14 protein-coding genes are annotated in these 14627 nt (G+C 64.6%); 6 read left to right on the plus strand and 8 right to left on the minus strand.

Features of this window, described 5'->3' with window-relative positions:
* Nucleotides 1-5: 5 nt before the first annotated feature.
* The 7 genes from FAZ95_RS09720 to FAZ95_RS09750 all read right to left on the minus strand — a co-directional run bounded on the left by FAZ95_RS09720 (nt 6) and on the right by FAZ95_RS09750 (nt 7094).
* Nucleotides 6-1073 carry a bifunctional UDP-4-keto-pentose/UDP-xylose synthase gene (locus FAZ95_RS09720; protein ID WP_137332255.1) on the minus strand — a complete coding sequence of 356 codons (1068 nt, stop codon included), beginning with the start codon at nt 1071-1073 and terminating at the stop codon, nt 6-8.
* Complete coding sequence (locus FAZ95_RS09725) at nt 1070-2017, minus strand: formyltransferase (protein WP_137332256.1); 948 nt, start codon at nt 2015-2017, stop codon at nt 1070-1072. Before FAZ95_RS09725 ends, FAZ95_RS09720 begins: the two co-directional genes overlap by 4 nt.
* A complete protein-coding gene (locus tag FAZ95_RS09730) occupies nt 2014-3057 on the minus strand; it encodes a glycosyltransferase (RefSeq protein ID WP_137332257.1) in 1044 nt (347 codons plus the stop codon). The genes FAZ95_RS09725 and FAZ95_RS09730 overlap by 4 nt, the downstream gene beginning before the upstream one ends.
* A 6-nt stretch (nt 3058-3063) precedes the next feature.
* Complete coding sequence (locus FAZ95_RS09735; RefSeq protein ID WP_137332258.1) at nt 3064-4215, minus strand: DegT/DnrJ/EryC1/StrS family aminotransferase; 1152 nt, start codon at nt 4213-4215, stop codon at nt 3064-3066.
* 182 nt (nt 4216-4397) lie between these two features.
* Nucleotides 4398-4769 (minus strand): EamA family transporter, encoded by a 372-nt coding sequence (locus FAZ95_RS09740; protein ID WP_137332259.1) that lies wholly within the window; start codon nt 4767-4769, stop codon nt 4398-4400.
* 28 nt (nt 4770-4797) lie between these two features.
* A complete protein-coding gene (locus tag FAZ95_RS09745; RefSeq protein ID WP_137332260.1) occupies nt 4798-6507 on the minus strand; it encodes a glycosyltransferase family 39 protein in 1710 nt (569 codons plus the stop codon).
* Between the two features lie 212 nt (nt 6508-6719).
* Nucleotides 6720-7094 (minus strand): Mth938-like domain-containing protein, encoded by a 375-nt coding sequence (locus FAZ95_RS09750; RefSeq protein WP_137332261.1) that lies wholly within the window; start codon nt 7092-7094, stop codon nt 6720-6722.
* 326 nt (nt 7095-7420) lie between these two features.
* Here FAZ95_RS09750 and FAZ95_RS09755 point away from each other — a divergent pair, with 326 nt between their 5' ends.
* From FAZ95_RS09755 to FAZ95_RS09780, 6 genes are all read left to right on the plus strand, one after another.
* On the plus strand, nt 7421-8668 hold the full coding sequence (locus tag FAZ95_RS09755; RefSeq protein WP_137332262.1) for a pyridoxal phosphate-dependent aminotransferase: 1248 nt from the start codon (nt 7421-7423) through the stop codon (nt 8666-8668).
* 114 nt (nt 8669-8782) lie between these two features.
* On the plus strand, nt 8783-10108 hold the full coding sequence (locus FAZ95_RS09760; RefSeq protein WP_137332263.1) for a homoserine dehydrogenase: 1326 nt from the start codon (nt 8783-8785) through the stop codon (nt 10106-10108).
* 85 nt (nt 10109-10193) lie between these two features.
* Nucleotides 10194-11645, plus strand: coding sequence for a threonine synthase (thrC, locus tag FAZ95_RS09765; RefSeq protein ID WP_137332264.1), 1452 nt, complete (start codon nt 10194-10196; stop codon nt 11643-11645).
* A 135-nt stretch (nt 11646-11780) separates the two neighbouring features.
* The gene (locus FAZ95_RS09770) at nt 11781-13049 is read left to right on the plus strand and encodes a molybdopterin molybdotransferase MoeA (RefSeq protein ID WP_137332265.1); all 1269 of its coding nucleotides are present in this window, start codon (nt 11781-11783) and stop codon (nt 13047-13049) included.
* 69 nt (nt 13050-13118) lie between these two features.
* On the plus strand, nt 13119-13376 hold the full coding sequence (gene moaD / locus FAZ95_RS09775; RefSeq protein WP_137332266.1) for a molybdopterin converting factor subunit 1: 258 nt from the start codon (nt 13119-13121) through the stop codon (nt 13374-13376).
* A gap of 61 nt (nt 13377-13437) precedes the next feature.
* Nucleotides 13438-13962: a molybdenum cofactor biosynthesis protein MoaE gene (locus FAZ95_RS09780; protein WP_137332267.1), complete on the plus strand. Its 525-nt coding sequence runs from the start codon at nt 13438-13440 to the stop codon at nt 13960-13962.
* A 47-nt stretch (nt 13963-14009) separates the two neighbouring features.
* Here FAZ95_RS09780 and FAZ95_RS09785 read toward each other — a convergent pair whose 3' ends face one another.
* Nucleotides 14010-14585, minus strand: coding sequence for a group III truncated hemoglobin (locus FAZ95_RS09785; protein ID WP_137332268.1), 576 nt, complete (start codon nt 14583-14585; stop codon nt 14010-14012).
* Nucleotides 14586-14627: the final 42 nt, after the last annotated feature.

The following is a 14627-nucleotide window of genomic DNA, read 5'->3' on the forward strand; positions in this document are numbered from 1 at the left end:
GGTCCTTATTGCTGCTCGACGAGCGCGCGGGCGTCGGCGACGTGGCCGCGATACGCTTCGAAGATCTTGCGCAGCGCGTCGTCGAACGTGGCCAGCGGCGCCCAGTTCAACTCCTGCATCGTGTTGTCGATCTTCGGCACGCGGTTCTGCACGTCCTGATAGCCGTTGCCGTAGTAGGCGCCCGACGACGTTTCGACGAGCTTCACTTCCTTGGCCGACTCGGCGTACTCGGGGTACTCCGCCGCGAGCGCAAGCATCTTGTGCGCGAGCTCGCGCACGGAGAAGTTGTTCTTCGGGTTGCCGATGTTGTAGATCTTGCCCGACGCGACGCCGCTCGGATTTTCGATGATCTTCATCAGCGCGCTGATGCCGTCGTCGATATCGGTGAACGCACGCTTTTGCGAGCCGCCGTCGACGAGGCTGATGTTCTCGCCGCGCACGATGTGGCCGAGGAACTGCGTGACCACGCGCGAGCTGCCTTCCTTCGGCGTGTAGATCGAGTCGAGGCCCGGGCCGATCCAGTTGAACGGGCGGAACAGCGTGAAGTTCAGGCCCTCCTGCATGCCGTAGCCCCAGATCACGCGGTCCATCAACTGCTTCGAGCACGCGTAGATCCAGCGCGGCTTGTTGATCGGGCCGTAGGTGAGCTGCGAGGCTTCCGGATCGAATTGCTCGTCCGCACACATGCCGTAGACCTCGGAGGTCGACGGGAACACGAGATGCTTCTTGTACTTCACGGCTGAGCGCACGATCGGCAGGTTCGCCTCGAAGTCGAGTTCGAACACGCGCAGCGGCTGCTGCACGTAGGTGGCGGGCGTGGCGATCGCGACGAGCGGCAGGATCACGTCGCACTTCTTGACGTGGTACTCGACCCACTCTTTATTGATCGTGATGTCGCCTTCGAAGAAGTGCATCCGCTCGTGATTCGCGAGGTCGCCGAGACGGTCGGTCTGCATGTCCATGCCGAAGACTTCCCAGTTGGTCGTCTCGAGAATGCGCTTGGACAGGTGGTGGCCGATGAAGCCGTTGACACCCAGAATCAGGACTTTTTTGCCGGAACCTTCGGTTTTCATGAATGACGGGAAGAGTGAATGAGCTGGACGAACTGCGAGGGGGTGACGACCGGCTGGTCGTCGTCGCGCTGGTGCCGCAGTTCGGAAATGGCGACGGCTCGGCCGTCGCCGCAGACGCCAAGAAACGCATTATCGCTTACGTGGAGTCCCGGCGGCAAATCCGCCAGGCTTACCGAATGCGGCGTGCCGGGGCCAGCCAGGCGCGCCTGTGCGACGATGAAGCGCTCGTCGCCGATGTCGGTGAACGCGCCGGGATACGGCGGCGCGACCGCGCGAATCAGGTTGTAGACGCGTTGCGCTGTCTGCGACCAGTCGATGCGGCCGTCTTCGGGCTTGCGTCCGCCGAAGTAGCTGCCGTGCGCGAGGTCGTTGGGCAGATGTGGCGCTTCGCCCTTGAGGAGCGCGGGCAGCACGCGCCAGAGCGTTTGCTCGGCGGCGACGGTGACTTTGTCGAACACTTGCGCGGCCGTGTCATCGGGCAGGATCGGCACCGGCGTCTGCGCAACGATCGCGCCGGCGTCGGGCTTCGCGGCCATCTCGTGCAGCGTCGCGCCGGTTTCGGTTTCGCCGTTGAGCACCGCCCAGTTGGTCGGCACGCGGCCGCGGTACTTCGGCAACAGCGACCCGTGCATGTTGTACGCGCCGCGCGCGGCGATCGCGAGCAGGTCGACCGGCAGCATGTGCCGGTAGTAGAACGAGAAGATGAAGTCGGGCTTCGCGCGGCTCACGGCATCGCGCAGCTCGGCGCTTTTCGGGTCGGCTGGCGTGATCGTCGGGATGCCGTGCTCGGCGGCCACTGCGGCCACGCTGCCGAACCAGATGTTTTCGGTGGCGCTGTCCTCGTGCGTGACGACGAGTGCGACATCGACGCCGCGCGCGAGCAGCACCTGCAGGCAGCGCACGCCGACGTTGTGATAAGCGAAGACGACGGCGCGTGGTTTCATCGGTTGATGCCCTGATCGGCGATGTTGGCGGGCTGCACGGCTTGCACCGGCTGCTGGACGGGCGCGCTCACGACGTGCTCGCCGTTGCGCTCTTCGAGGATCGTCTGCACGAGATAGCGGGGCCGTGCGCGCACTTGCTGATAAATGCGGCCGATGTACTCGCCGAGCAGGCCGAGCGCGAAGATGATCACGCCGAGCATGAAGAACGTGATCGCGAAGAGCGTGAACACGCCTTGAACTTCCGCGCCGATCACGAAGCGGCGAATCAGCAGCAGCACGAACAGGCCCGCCGAGCCCATCGACAGAATCACGCCGATGAACGACAGCCACTGCAGCGGCACGACCGAGAAGCCGGTCACGAGGTCGAAATTCAGGCGGATCAGGCTATAGAGCGAGTACTTCGATTCGCCGGCAAAACGCTCCTCGTGGGCGACTTCCACTTCGATCGGGTTCTGCGCGAACGTGTACGCGAGCGCCGGGATGAACGTGTTGATCTCGCCGCAGCGGTTGATCGTGTCGATGATGTGGCGGCTGTACGCGCGCAGCATGCAGCCCTGGTCGGTCATCTTGATGCGCGTGATGCGCTCGCGCAGGCGGTTCATCGCGCGCGATGCCTTGCGGCGCCACAGGCTGTCCTGCCGCTGCAGGCGAATCGAGCCGACGTAGTCGTAGCCTTCGTGCATCTTCGCGACGAGCTTGCCGATCTCCTCGGGCGGGTTCTGCAGATCGGCATCGAGCGTGATGACGATGTCGCCGCGCGACTGCTCGAAGCCCGCCAGAATCGCCATGTGCTGGCCGTAGTTGCCGTTCAGCAGGATCACGCGCGTCGTATCGGGGCGCGCGCGGAACTGCTCGGCGAGCATCGCCGCGGATTTGTCGCGGCTGCCGTCGTTGATGAAGATGATTTCGTAGGTCGTCCCCATCGCGTCGAGCGCCGGATAAAGGCGCGAGAAGAGCGCGGCGAGCCCCGCCTCCTCGTTGTACACGGGGATGACGACCGAGACTTCCGGCGGCGCGATGCGCTGTTCCGTTTGACTCATTTCCGCTTATTTTCCGTATTGTTCGCAAATTTCATTGACCGCGGCGCACACGCGCGCCACGTCGCCTTCGGTCATCTGCGTGAAGAGCGGCAGCGTGACCGTGGTCGCCCCGAAGCGCTCCGCGTGCGGGAACATGCCCGGCTTGAAGCCGCGTTCGCGGTACAGCGTGAAGAGGTGGATTGCCGGGTAGTGCACGCCCGATCCGATCCCGCGCAGCTTCAGCTGCTCCATGAAGCCCGCGCGGTCGAGCTTCAAGCGCTCGAGCGGCAGCGTGATCTGGAACATGTGCCAGTTGGAGTTCTCGAAGTCGGCGACCGGCAGACCGATGCCGAGCTTCACCGCCGCGCCGCCTTCGAGGCGCTCGAAATACGCGCGCACGAGCTGGCGGCGCTGCGCGTTGAAGCGCTCGATATGCGCGATCTGGCCGAGGCCGACGCGCGCGGCGACGTCCGTCAGGTTGTACTTGCCGCCGAGCACGTCGCAGTCCATGCCGTCGAAGCCGGTGCGCGTGATGCCCTGCAGACGGTACTTCGTCGCGAGCGTCGCTTCTTCCTCGTTGTTCAAGACCAGCGCGCCGCCTTCGATCGACGTCAGGTTCTTGTTCGGATGGAAGCTGAACGAAACGATGTCGCCGAAGGCGCCGATGCGCTTGCCTTTCCAGGTCGAGCCGATGGCTTGCGCGGCGTCTTCGATCACGCGCAGCTGGTGGGCGCGGGCGATCTCGTAGAGCCGGTCCATGTCGACGGGCAGCCCTGCGAGATAGACCGGGATGATGGCCTTGGTGCGCGGCGTGATCGCTTTTTCGACGAGATCGAGATCGATGTTGCGCGTGACCGGATCGATGTCCGCGAACACCGGTGTCGCGCCCACTTCATAGATGACGTTGCTCGTCGCGACCCACGACGCCGGCGTCGTGATCACTTCGTCTCCCGGGCCCACGCCGGCGATGCGCAGACCGATTTCGAGCGTCGCGGTGCCGGAGTTGTACGCGCGCACCGGACGGCCGCCGAAGTACTCGGACAGCGCCGCTTCGAACTTCTGGTTCTGCGGGCCGGTCGTGATCCAGCCGGAGCGCAGCACGTCGGCGACGCCCTGAATCGTTTCCTCATCGATCTCGGGCTTCACGAACGGCAAAAAGGGGAGAGATTCCTGACTCATGGATGCGTGGCTCGTGTAAGGGTTGGCAAGCTGTTCGCGTCGCTCGTGACGTCGCGGCAGCCGTTTATGCATTTGCTTAAAGCACTGATAACGGCATCAGCGCTCGGGCTTTCGTCTCAATCTACGCGTGAATCGGCTTCGAAACGCGCAAGTCTCGAACCATCCGGCACGGTCCGGCGCGCTCAACTGCGCGCCAGCACGAACACGCCGATCAGGATGATGCCGATGCCGACGAGTCGCTGCACCGTCAGCACCTCGCCGAACAAATACCAGGCGGCGAACGCGTTGACGACGTAGCCGAGCGAGAGCATCGGATACGCAATCGACACGTCCACCCGCGATAGCCCGACGATCCACACGCCCACGCTCACCACGTAGCAAGCGAGGCCGCCGATGATCGGCAATTGCGTGGCGAGCTTGAACCCGATGGGCAGAATGTTCGCACGGGTGAAATCGAAGTGTCCAACGGCATTCACCCCCGCTTTGAGAAGCAATTGCGCGCCGGCGTTCAGCGCCACGCCGGTCAGGATGCAAAAGAGCGAGATCGGATTCATCGATAATCTGGGGTCGAGCGGGTTGGGATCAAGGTTGCGTCGAGGCGACGGGTTTTTCGGCGGCGGGCTTACCGACGATGACGCGCCGCGTGTCCTGAGCGATCACCTGCATCGGCAGATGATCGGCGGCGAGCGCTTTATAGCGGTCCATCGGAATCAGCGCAAGTGCATATTTGTCGGCCTTCCAGCGCGTTTCCCATTCGGCGATGGTCGGCACCCATTTCTGCGGTTCTTCCGTGACGCCAAAGCGCAGTTCGTCGGCATTCTCGACCATGATCATCGTATGGCCGACGTAGAACGGCACCGTATGGTCGAGCACGCCAACCGAATAGAACGGTGTGTCGGGCGGCAGCTTCGCGAGCGCCGCCTTGGCCGCCAGTGCGAGATCCACGCCCGAGCTCTGGCGGCCGAACACCTCGTGGCCGGTGCCGGCGATCGTGCCGAGCATGAGCCAGGCCGCGCCGAACGCGATCGCCGCCGGCATCACGCCGGATGGCTTGCGCCGCGTCAGCGCGATCGCGGCGAGCGTCAGCACGAACGCGACGCCGATCGCTGCCCAGACCCACACCTGATACTCGCGATAGAGCGCATTCGGCGTGCGCGCGTCGCCCTGCGTGCCGAGGAAGATCGTCCCGAGCGCGGCGATCACGAGGAAGACCGCGTAGCCGATCCAGTGTCGGCGCAACGTGTCGCGATCGAGCGACGTCAGGTACATCCCGAGCATCAGCGCGAGCGCCGGCGCGATCGGCAGCACGTACGAAATCAGCTTCGAATGCGATGCGCTGAAGAACAGGAAGATGAAACCCGACCAGATGAGCAGCATCGTCGCCGGGGCAAAGCCGTTGGGTTGCCGCGGCAGCCGCAGTGCGTGGCGCAGGCTCTGCCAGCCGATCGACAGCCACGGCAGGAAGCCCACCAGAATCACGACGGCGAAGTAGTAGAACGGGCCGGGACGGTTCTGCTCGGGCGTCAGGTAGCGCGCGAACTGCTGCACGATGAAGAAGAAGTTGAAGAACTCCGGGTTGCGCATCTGCACGAGCACGAACCACGGGGTCGTGATTGCAAAGAAGAGGATGAGACCGCTTCCCAGATACAGACGTTTCCAGATCGCCCAATCGCGCGCGATCAGCGTGTAGAGAACGAGCACCGCGCCCGGCAGGATCAGGCCGATGAGCCCCTTGGAGAGCACCGCGAGCGCCATCGACGCCCAGCACGCCCACATCCAAAGTCTTACCTGGCCTTTCGGCAGCCCCGGCCGCTGCGCGAGCAGGAGCGAGCACAGCGAGAGCGCCATCCAGAACGACAGGGCCATGTCGAGCGTATTGAAGTGGCCCATCAGGTTCCAGTACGGCGAGCACGCGAGAATGACGGCGGCGGCGAGGCCGGCGGCCGCGTTGAAGACGCGCGCGCCCGTGTAGCCGACGAGCAGCACGCCCGCAAAGCCGGTCAGCGCGGTGTAGAGCCGCGCCTGCCATTCGCCGAGGCCGAACCACGCGAACGTGAGCGCGTTGGCCCAGGTTTGCAGCGGCGGCTTCTCGAAATACTTGTAGCCGTTGTAGCGGGGCGTGATCCAGTCGCCGGTAACGAGCATTTCGCGCGCCATTTCGGCGTAGCGGCCTTCGTCGCTCGGGACGAGATGGCGCCAGCCGAGCGGGACGAACCACACGAGGGCGAGCGCGAGAATGAGGAACAGCAGGGCGGTGCGATTGAGCGGTAGCCGGGTAGGCGTATCGTTCATTTTTGTTGAGCCTGTCAGTCGATGCCGCACGAAGGCAGCGTGGTGAGCATGGGTGAAGCGCGGGTGTTCCCGCAATCCGGCCGGTGCCGTCGGCGAACCAAGCGGGTTCGCGCAAATCCGGCGGCGCACGAGCCGAGGGCCGTGCCGCAGGCGCTTGAACCTCAAGCGTCGACCGGCGGCGCGGATAATACACGCCCCAACTTAGCGGCGGCTTATGCTTCGATCAGCAGCGCGGCAGCGACCTTGCGGCCTTCGGCCATCAAGATGTTGTAAGTCCGGCAGGCCGCCATGAAATCCATGCTCTCGACGCCGATGCGCTTGGCCGCCAGCGCGGCCGTCAGGCGCGGATGCGGAAAACGCAGGCGCGAGCCGCTGCCGAACACGACGACTTCCGGCGCCGGCGCGATCAGGTACTCGAAATGCTCGAGCGTGAGCGCGTCGAACGACGACACGGGCCAGGGGATGACGGGACCTTCGGGCATCACGATGATGCTGCCTTCGTAACGCTGCAGATTGATTTCGACGTAGCCGGCGCCGTAACCGGTCACGGTATTGAGGGCGCCGCTCGAATCCTGATGTAATTTCAAATTGATTTTCCGTTGTGCCGGTGGATTTCGCGCTTGCCGCACGCCATTGGTGCATTGCGGAAGTCGGCCAAAATCCGCTAAATTATAACTTTTTAGCCGCCCCACTGCGGCTGCCGCCTCGTGCGCCGCCATAAGCCGCGCATCCAGCCGCGCGCAACCTTCTTCGGATAAGTCCGACATCTCATCAGACAAGTCCTTCGTGAGCGTGCTCGGACCGGCCGCTCGCGAGCGCCGCCGAGTACTATCGAGCATCACCCAGCGTCACCCAGCACCACCGAGCGCCGCCCGGTGCCAGGCTTCCCCGTCTTCAGGCTTTCCCAGGAATAGTGCCCGCCGTGAAACCGATTCTGAAATCGAACAAGCTGCTAAACGTCTGCTACGACATCCGCGGGCCCGTGCTCGAGCACGCCAAGCGTCTCGAGGAGGACGGCCACCGCATCATCAAGCTGAATATCGGCAACCTCGCGCCGTTCGGCTTTGACGCGCCGGACGAGATCATTCAGGACATGATCCGCAATCTGCCGGTTTCGTCGGGCTATTCGGATTCGAAGGGCGTGTTCGCGGCGCGCAAGGCGATCATGCACTACACGCAGCAAAAGGGCGTGCAGGGCGTCGAGCTCGACGACATCTACATCGGCAATGGCGCGTCCGAGCTGATCGTGATGGCCACCCAGGGCCTCTTGAACGACGGCGACGAAGTGCTGCTGCCGGCGCCCGACTACCCGCTGTGGACGGCCGCCGTGAGCCTGTCGGGCGGCACGCCCGTGCATTATCTGTGCGACGAGTCGAACGCCTGGATGCCCGATCTCGACGACATCCGCGCGAAGATCACGCCGAACACGCGCGCGCTCGTCATCATCAACCCGAACAATCCGACCGGCGCGCTGTATTCCGACGAGCTGCTGCTCGACCTGATCGAAGCCGCGCGCCAGCACGGCCTCGTGATCTTCGCCGACGAGGTCTACGACAAGATCGTCTACGACGGGAAGAAGCACACGTCGGTAGCGGCGCTGTCGGAAGACGTGCTGACGGTCACCTTCAATAGCCTGTCGAAAAGCTACCGCTCGTGCGGTTACCGCGCCGGCTGGATGTTCGTCTCGGGGCTGACCGGCGACAACCGCCGCCGCGCGAAAGACTATTTCGAGGGCCTCGGCATCCTTGCGTCGATGCGCCTGTGCCCGAACGTGCCGGGACAGTACGCGATCCAGACGGCGCTCGGCGGCTATCAGAGCATCAACGATCTGATCGTGCCCACGGGCCGCCTCTATAAGCAGCGCCAGATCGCGTACGACATGCTGACGTCGATCCCGGGCGTGACCTGCGTGAAGCCGGAAGCCGCGCTGTATATGTTCCCGCGCCTCGATCCGAAGATGTATCCGATCGAAAACGACCAGCAGTTCATCCTCGATTTGCTGCTCGAGGAGCGCGTGCTGCTCGTGCAGGGCACGGGCTTCAACTGGCCGAAGCCGGATCATTTCCGCGTCGTGTTCCTGCCGAACGCGGACGATCTCGCCGATTCGATCAACCGCATCGCCCGGTTCCTCGATGGCTACCGGAAACGGCATGCCGTTTGACGTGCTTCATTGACGCGCAACAGGCAATTTTCGGGTTTGCCGATGCCCTGGCTCGGGGGCGCCTTACCGGTCCTTTATCATTAACGCTTCACTCACATAGAACACACACGCTGCATGGAACCGATCAAAGTTGGCCTGTTGGGCTTCGGCACGGTGGGCAGCGGCACCTTTACGGTACTGCGCCGCAACCAGGAAGAAATCAAACGTCGCGCGGGCCGCGGCATCGAGGTTGCGCGCATTGCCGTGCGCAATCCGGCCAAGGCGCGCGCCGCGTTGAACGATGATGCGCTGTCCGCGCTCGTCACCGACAACTTCGAGGCCGTCGTCGACGATCCGTCGATCGGCATCGTCGCCGAAATGATCGGCGGCACGACGATCGCGCGCGATCTCGTGCTGCGCGCGATTGCGAACGGCAAGCACGTCGTGACGGCCAACAAGGCGCTCCTCGCCGTGCACGGCACCGAGATCTTCGAGGCGGCGCGCGCGAAGGGCGTGATGGTGGCGTTCGAAGCGGCGGTGGCGGGCGGCATTCCGATCATCAAGGCGCTGCGCGAAGGGCTCACGGCCAACCGCATTCAGTACATCGCGGGCATCATCAACGGCACGACAAACTACATCCTGTCGGAGATGCGCGAGCGCGGGCTCGATTTCGCCACCGCATTGAAGGGCGCGCAGGAGCTGGGCTACGCGGAAGCCGATCCGACCTTCGATATCGAAGGCGTCGACGCCGCGCATAAGGTCACGATCATGAGCGCGATCGCGTTCGGCGTGCCGGTGCAGTTCGACCGCGCGTATATCGAAGGCATCAGCAAGCTGGCCGCGATCGATATCAAATATGCCGAAGACCTCGGCTATCGCATCAAGCTGCTCGGCATCACGCGCCGCACCGAGCGCGGCATCGAGCTGCGCGTGCATCCCACGCTGATTCCGGCCAAGCGCCTGCTCGCGAACGTCGAAGGCGCGATGAACGCGGTCGTCGTGCACGGCGACGCCGTCGGTTCGACGCTGTACTACGGCAAGGGCGCGGGTGCGGAGCCGACGGCGTCCGCCGTCGTCGCCGATCTCGTCGACGTGACGCGCCTGCATACGGCGGATCCGGAACATCGCGTGCCGCATCTCGCGTTCCAGCCCGATAGCCTGTCGAACACGCCGATCCTGCCGATCGACGAAGTGACGAGCGGCTACTACCTGCGTCTGCGCGTGGCCGACGTGACCGGGGTACTCGCCGACATCACGCGCATCCTCGCCACTTCGGGCATCTCGATCGATGCGCTGCTCCAGAAGGAGTCGCAAGAGGTGGACGGCGGCGGCGAGACCGACATCATCATCATCACGCACGAAACGCTCGAGAAGAACGTGAACGCGGCGATCGACCAGATCGAAGCGCTCTCGACGGTCATCTCGAAGGTCACCAAGCTGCGCATGGAAGCGCTGAACTAGGTCTCCTCAATCACCCCCACGCTCCCAGTGGCCGCTGCCTCTCCCGACGGGGCAGCACCCTTGGAGCAGCCCGGCGAGTACTGACATGAATTACATCTCCACGCGCGGCGCCGGCATCGGCGAGCGCCATACGTTCTCCGACATTCTCCTCGGCGGTCTCGCGAAGGATGGCGGCCTGTATCTGCCCGCCGAATATCCGCGCGTATCGGCCGACGAACTCGCGCGCTGGCGCACGCTCTCGTACGCGGATCTGGCGTTCGAGGTGTTGTCGAAATTCAGCGACGACATCCCGGCCGAAGATCTGCGGGCGCTCACGCGCCGCACCTATACCGCCGAGGTCTATTGCAACGTGCGCAGCAGCGAGAGCGCTGCGCAGATCACGCCGCTCAAGCCGCTCGGCGTCGAGTCGGGCGCGCAGTTGTCCTTGCTGGAGCTGTCGAACGGTCCGACGCTCGCGTTCAAGGACATGGCGATGCAGCTGCTCGGCAACCTGTTCGAGTACACGCTCGGCAAGACCCGCCAGACGCTGAACATCCTCGGCGCGACTTCGGGCGATACCGGCAGCGCCGCCGAGTACGCGATGCGCGGCAAGAAGGGCGTCCGCGTCTTCATGCTGTCGCCGAACCAGAAGATGAGCGCGTTTCAGACCGCGCAGATGTACAGCCTGCAAGACCCGAACATCTTCAACATCGCAGTGGAAGGCGTGTTCGACGACTGCCAGGACATCGTGAAGGCCGTCTCGAACGACCACGCGTTCAAGGCGAACTACAAGATCGGCACGGTCAATTCGATCAACTGGGCGCGCGTCGTCGCGCAGGTCGTCTATTACTTCAAGGGCTATTTCGCGGCCACCCAGAGCAACGACGAGCGCGTGTCGTTCACGGTGCCGTCGGGCAATTTCGGCAACGTCTGCGCGGGCCACATCGCGCGCATGATGGGCCTGCCGATCGAAAAGCTCGTCGTCGCGACCAACGAGAACGACGTGCTCGACGAGTTCTTCACGAGCGGCATCTACCGCGTGCGCGGTTCGGCCGAGACCTATCACACGAGCAGCCCGAGCATGGATATTTCGAAGGCGTCGAACTTCGAGCGCTTCGTGTTCGATCTGCTCGGCCGCGATCCGAAGCGCGTCCTGCAACTGTTCCGCGATGTCGAGGAGAAGGGCGGCTTCGATCTCGCGGCGAGCGGCGATTTCGCGCGCGTGCGGGAGTTCGGCTTCGTATCGGGCAGCAGCACGCACGCGGACCGCGTCGAGGCGATCCGCGACGTCTATCAGCGCTACAACACGATGATCGACACGCATACCGCCGACGGTCTGAAGGTCGCGCGCGAGCATCTGCAAGCGGGCATTCCGATGATCGTGCTCGAGACGGCGCAGCCGCTCAAATTCGGCGAAACGATCCGCGAGGCGCTGGCGCGCGAGCCGGAGCGGCCCGCCGCGTTTGCCGGGCTGGAAGCGTTGCCGCAGCGGTTCGAAGTGCTGCCGGCCGATGCCCAGCAGATCAAAGAGTTCATCGCCGCGAACGTGCGCGACTGAACGGCGCCGATCCGAGTATCGAAGCGATCCGTCGCAACGGGCGAGAGAGGCGCAGCTTCGCTATAAGCGGCGCCTTGCACGGCCTCTTCATGAGGCCGCTACAATGGCCTTTTAAGACTCGCCCGTCACTGATCGATGTCCACGCCTTCTTCCCCGGCGCCTCGTGCGCCGATGCTGTCGACCGCCGAGGCGCTCGCCACGCTCCTTGCCGCAGCACGTCCCCTCGCCGAAACGGAAACCGTCGCCACGCTCGACGCGCTGAATCGCGTGCTGGCCTCCGACGTCGTGTCGCCACTCGACGTGCCGCCGATGCACACGAGCGCGATGGACGGCTACGCGGTGCGTGTCGGGGATCTCTCGCATGGCGATCGGCGTCTGCCGGTATCGCAGCGCATCCCCGCGGGCCATGCGCCGGAGCCGCTTGCGGCGGGCACGGCGGCGCGCATTTTCACGGGCGCCACGCTGCCTCCGGGTGCGGACGCTGTCGTGATGCAGGAGCAAACCCAGGCTGCCGGCGACGAGGTCGAGATTCTTCACACGCCCAAAGCGGGTGAGTGGATCACCGCACAAGGCGCCGACATCCGGCGCGATTCCGTGATCCTGCCGGCCGGCACGCGGCTCACGCCGCAGGCGCTCGGCCTGGCCGCGTCGATCGGATGCGCGCAATTGACGGTCACGCGGCGCGTGAAGGTCGCCGTGTTCTTCACGGGCGACGAATTGACGATGCCCGGCGAGCCGCTCAAACCGGGCGCGATCTATAACTCGAGCCGCTTCACGTTGCGCGGCCTGCTCGAGCGGCTCGATTGCGAGGTCACCGATTACGGCATCGTCCCGGACCAGCGCGAGGCGACGCGCGCCACGCTGCGCGAAGCGGCACGCGAACACGATTTGATCCTGACCTCGGGTGGCGTTTCGGTGGGCGAGGAAGACCATGTGCGGCCCGCCGTGGAGGCCGAGGGGCGGCTCGCGATGTGGCAGATCGCGATGAAGCCGGGTAAACCGCTCGCGTTCGGTGCGGTTCGCCGCGCCGACGAAGAGGGGCACCCGGGCGGCAACGCGAACGAGGCGTATTTCATCGGCTTGCCCGGTAACCCGGTCTCGAGCTTCGTCACCTTTCTGCTGTTCGTGCGGCCGTTCGTGCTGCGCGTCGCGGGCGTGCAGCACGTCGCGCCGCACACGCTGTCGCTGCGTGCGGACTTCACGCAGACGAAGGGGGATCGCCGCAACGAATTCCTGCGAGCGCGCGTGAATGCGGCCGGCGGTCTCGATCTGTTCCCGAACCAGAGCTCGGCGGTGTTGACGTCGACGGTATGGGGCGATGGCTTGATCGATAACCCGCCCAATCACGCAATCAGCGCAGGCGAAACCGTGCGTTTCATTCCTTTTTCCGAATTACTGAGCTGACGATGCGTGCGGCGCTTGTGCTAGCGAACCGAGAGGCACGGCGCCGCAACATCGAGGCACCCCGGCAAGATGAAGATTCAACTGAGATATTTCGCAAGCGTGCGCGAGGCGGTGGGTCTCGCGGACGAATCGGTAGAGCTGCCGGACGGCATCGCAACGGTCGGCGACGTACGCGCGTGGCTGCGCGTGCGCGGCGGCGTGTGGGCCGAGGCGCTCGCGGAGGGCCGCGCGTTGCGCATGGCCTGCAATCACACGATGACGGATGCGGCCACGCGCATCACCGACGGCTGCGAAGTCGCGTTCTTCCCGCCCGTCACGGGCGGCTGATACGCGTGGATGACAAGCGCGCCGCATCGCACGTTCCGATGAACACAGCAAGAGGTCCACGATGACAGTCCGCGTTCAAACCACCGATTTCGACTTGACCGCCGAGGTGGCGGCATTGCGCGCGGACAATCCGAAAGTCGGTGCGGTGGCGTGCTTCGTCGGCACGGTGCGCGACTTGAACGACAGCGAGCGTGTCGAGGCGATGGAGCTCGAGCACTATCCGGGCATGACCGAAAAGGCGCTCGAAGCGATCGCGGCCGATGCGCGCCGCCGCTGGCCGGGTTCCGACGTGCTGATCGTCCATCGGGTCGGCAAGCTCTATCCGCTCGATCAGATCGTGCTCGTCGCGACGACGGCAGCGCATCGCGGCGACGCGTTTGCTTCGTGCGAGTTCGTCATGGACTATCTGAAGACCCAGGCGCCGTTCTGGAAGAAGGAAACGACGGAAGCCGGCGAGCGCTGGGTCGATGCGCGCGTGACCGATGACGCGGCGCTCGCGCGCTGGGGCGTCGATTCGGGCAACGTGGGTGGATCGGCAGCGTCGGCGGCCCGCAGCAATGCGGATCGCGCCGAGTACGACGAATAGGGCGCCGGCCGGCGATTCGGCGGCGTTGAGGTGGGCGCCCGGAGGCGTCAGCGAGCCGGCGTGTCGCCGTCGTCGGCGGTTCGGCCGATGATCTTCGCCGGAAACGGCTCGCCGCGACGCTCGGGCACGTGCGCGTCTCGCGCCTCGTCTTTGCCTTGGCGCTTCGGCGCGACCAGATCGAGCAGCGCCTGCTGCTCGGCCGGAATCACATAATCCCAGCCGAAACGGCTCAACTGCAGGCTTTGCGCGATCCGCAGCGCCGGTTCCATGAAGCGCACGGCCGCGGCCGGCTCATAGCGGCTTTCGACCGTATCCAGAAAGAGATGCAGCCACCGGCTGAAATGGCGCGGCTCGACGCCGTCGAGCGGCGCATGCGCCTGCTGCACGTTGCCGCGGTATTGCTTCGCGCCCAGCACGAGACTGCCCCAGAACGTACACATCTTCGGGAGATGATCGTCCCAGCGGCCTGCGAGCACCGCGTCGAAGACCGGGCCGAGCAACGCGTCGGCGCGCACGCGGTCATAGAATGCGTAGACCAGTTCACGGATGTTCGCCTCGGTGGGCTCGGCATATCGGGAACTCGGCGGGACGTCCGGAGACAGCGGCGTGGAATCTGAATTCATCTGATGAAGGGCGCGAATTGAGATGATTCGGCGCGGGCAAAA

This window comes from Trinickia violacea, from assembly GCF_005280735.1.
Lineage (GTDB): Bacteria > Pseudomonadota > Gammaproteobacteria > Burkholderiales > Burkholderiaceae > Trinickia_A > Trinickia_A violacea.

Coding starts and splice junctions, on each gene's coding strand:
- FAZ95_RS09760 (WP_137332263.1), top strand. CDS start 8,783: ATGGAACCGATCAAAGTTGGCCTGTTGGGCTTCGGCACGGTGGGCAGC.
- FAZ95_RS09745 (WP_137332260.1), bottom strand. CDS start 6,507: ATGAACGATACGCCTACCCGGCTACCGCTCAATCGCACCGCCCTGCTG.
- FAZ95_RS09740 (WP_137332259.1), bottom strand. CDS start 4,769: ATGAATCCGATCTCGCTCTTTTGCATCCTGACCGGCGTGGCGCTGAAC.
- FAZ95_RS09730 (WP_137332257.1), bottom strand. CDS start 3,057: ATGAGTCAAACGGAACAGCGCATCGCGCCGCCGGAAGTCTCGGTCGTC.
- FAZ95_RS09720 (WP_137332255.1), bottom strand. CDS start 1,073: ATGAAAACCGAAGGTTCCGGCAAAAAAGTCCTGATTCTGGGTGTCAAC.
- FAZ95_RS09770 (WP_137332265.1), top strand. CDS start 11,781: ATGTCCACGCCTTCTTCCCCGGCGCCTCGTGCGCCGATGCTGTCGACC.
- thrC (WP_137332264.1), top strand. CDS start 10,194: ATGAATTACATCTCCACGCGCGGCGCCGGCATCGGCGAGCGCCATACG.
- FAZ95_RS09780 (WP_137332267.1), top strand. CDS start 13,438: ATGACAGTCCGCGTTCAAACCACCGATTTCGACTTGACCGCCGAGGTG.
- FAZ95_RS09725 (WP_137332256.1), bottom strand. CDS start 2,017: ATGAAACCACGCGCCGTCGTCTTCGCTTATCACAACGTCGGCGTGCGC.
- FAZ95_RS09785 (WP_137332268.1), bottom strand. CDS start 14,585: ATGAATTCAGATTCCACGCCGCTGTCTCCGGACGTCCCGCCGAGTTCC.
- moaD (WP_137332266.1), top strand. CDS start 13,119: ATGAAGATTCAACTGAGATATTTCGCAAGCGTGCGCGAGGCGGTGGGT.
- FAZ95_RS09735 (WP_137332258.1), bottom strand. CDS start 4,215: ATGAGTCAGGAATCTCTCCCCTTTTTGCCGTTCGTGAAGCCCGAGATC.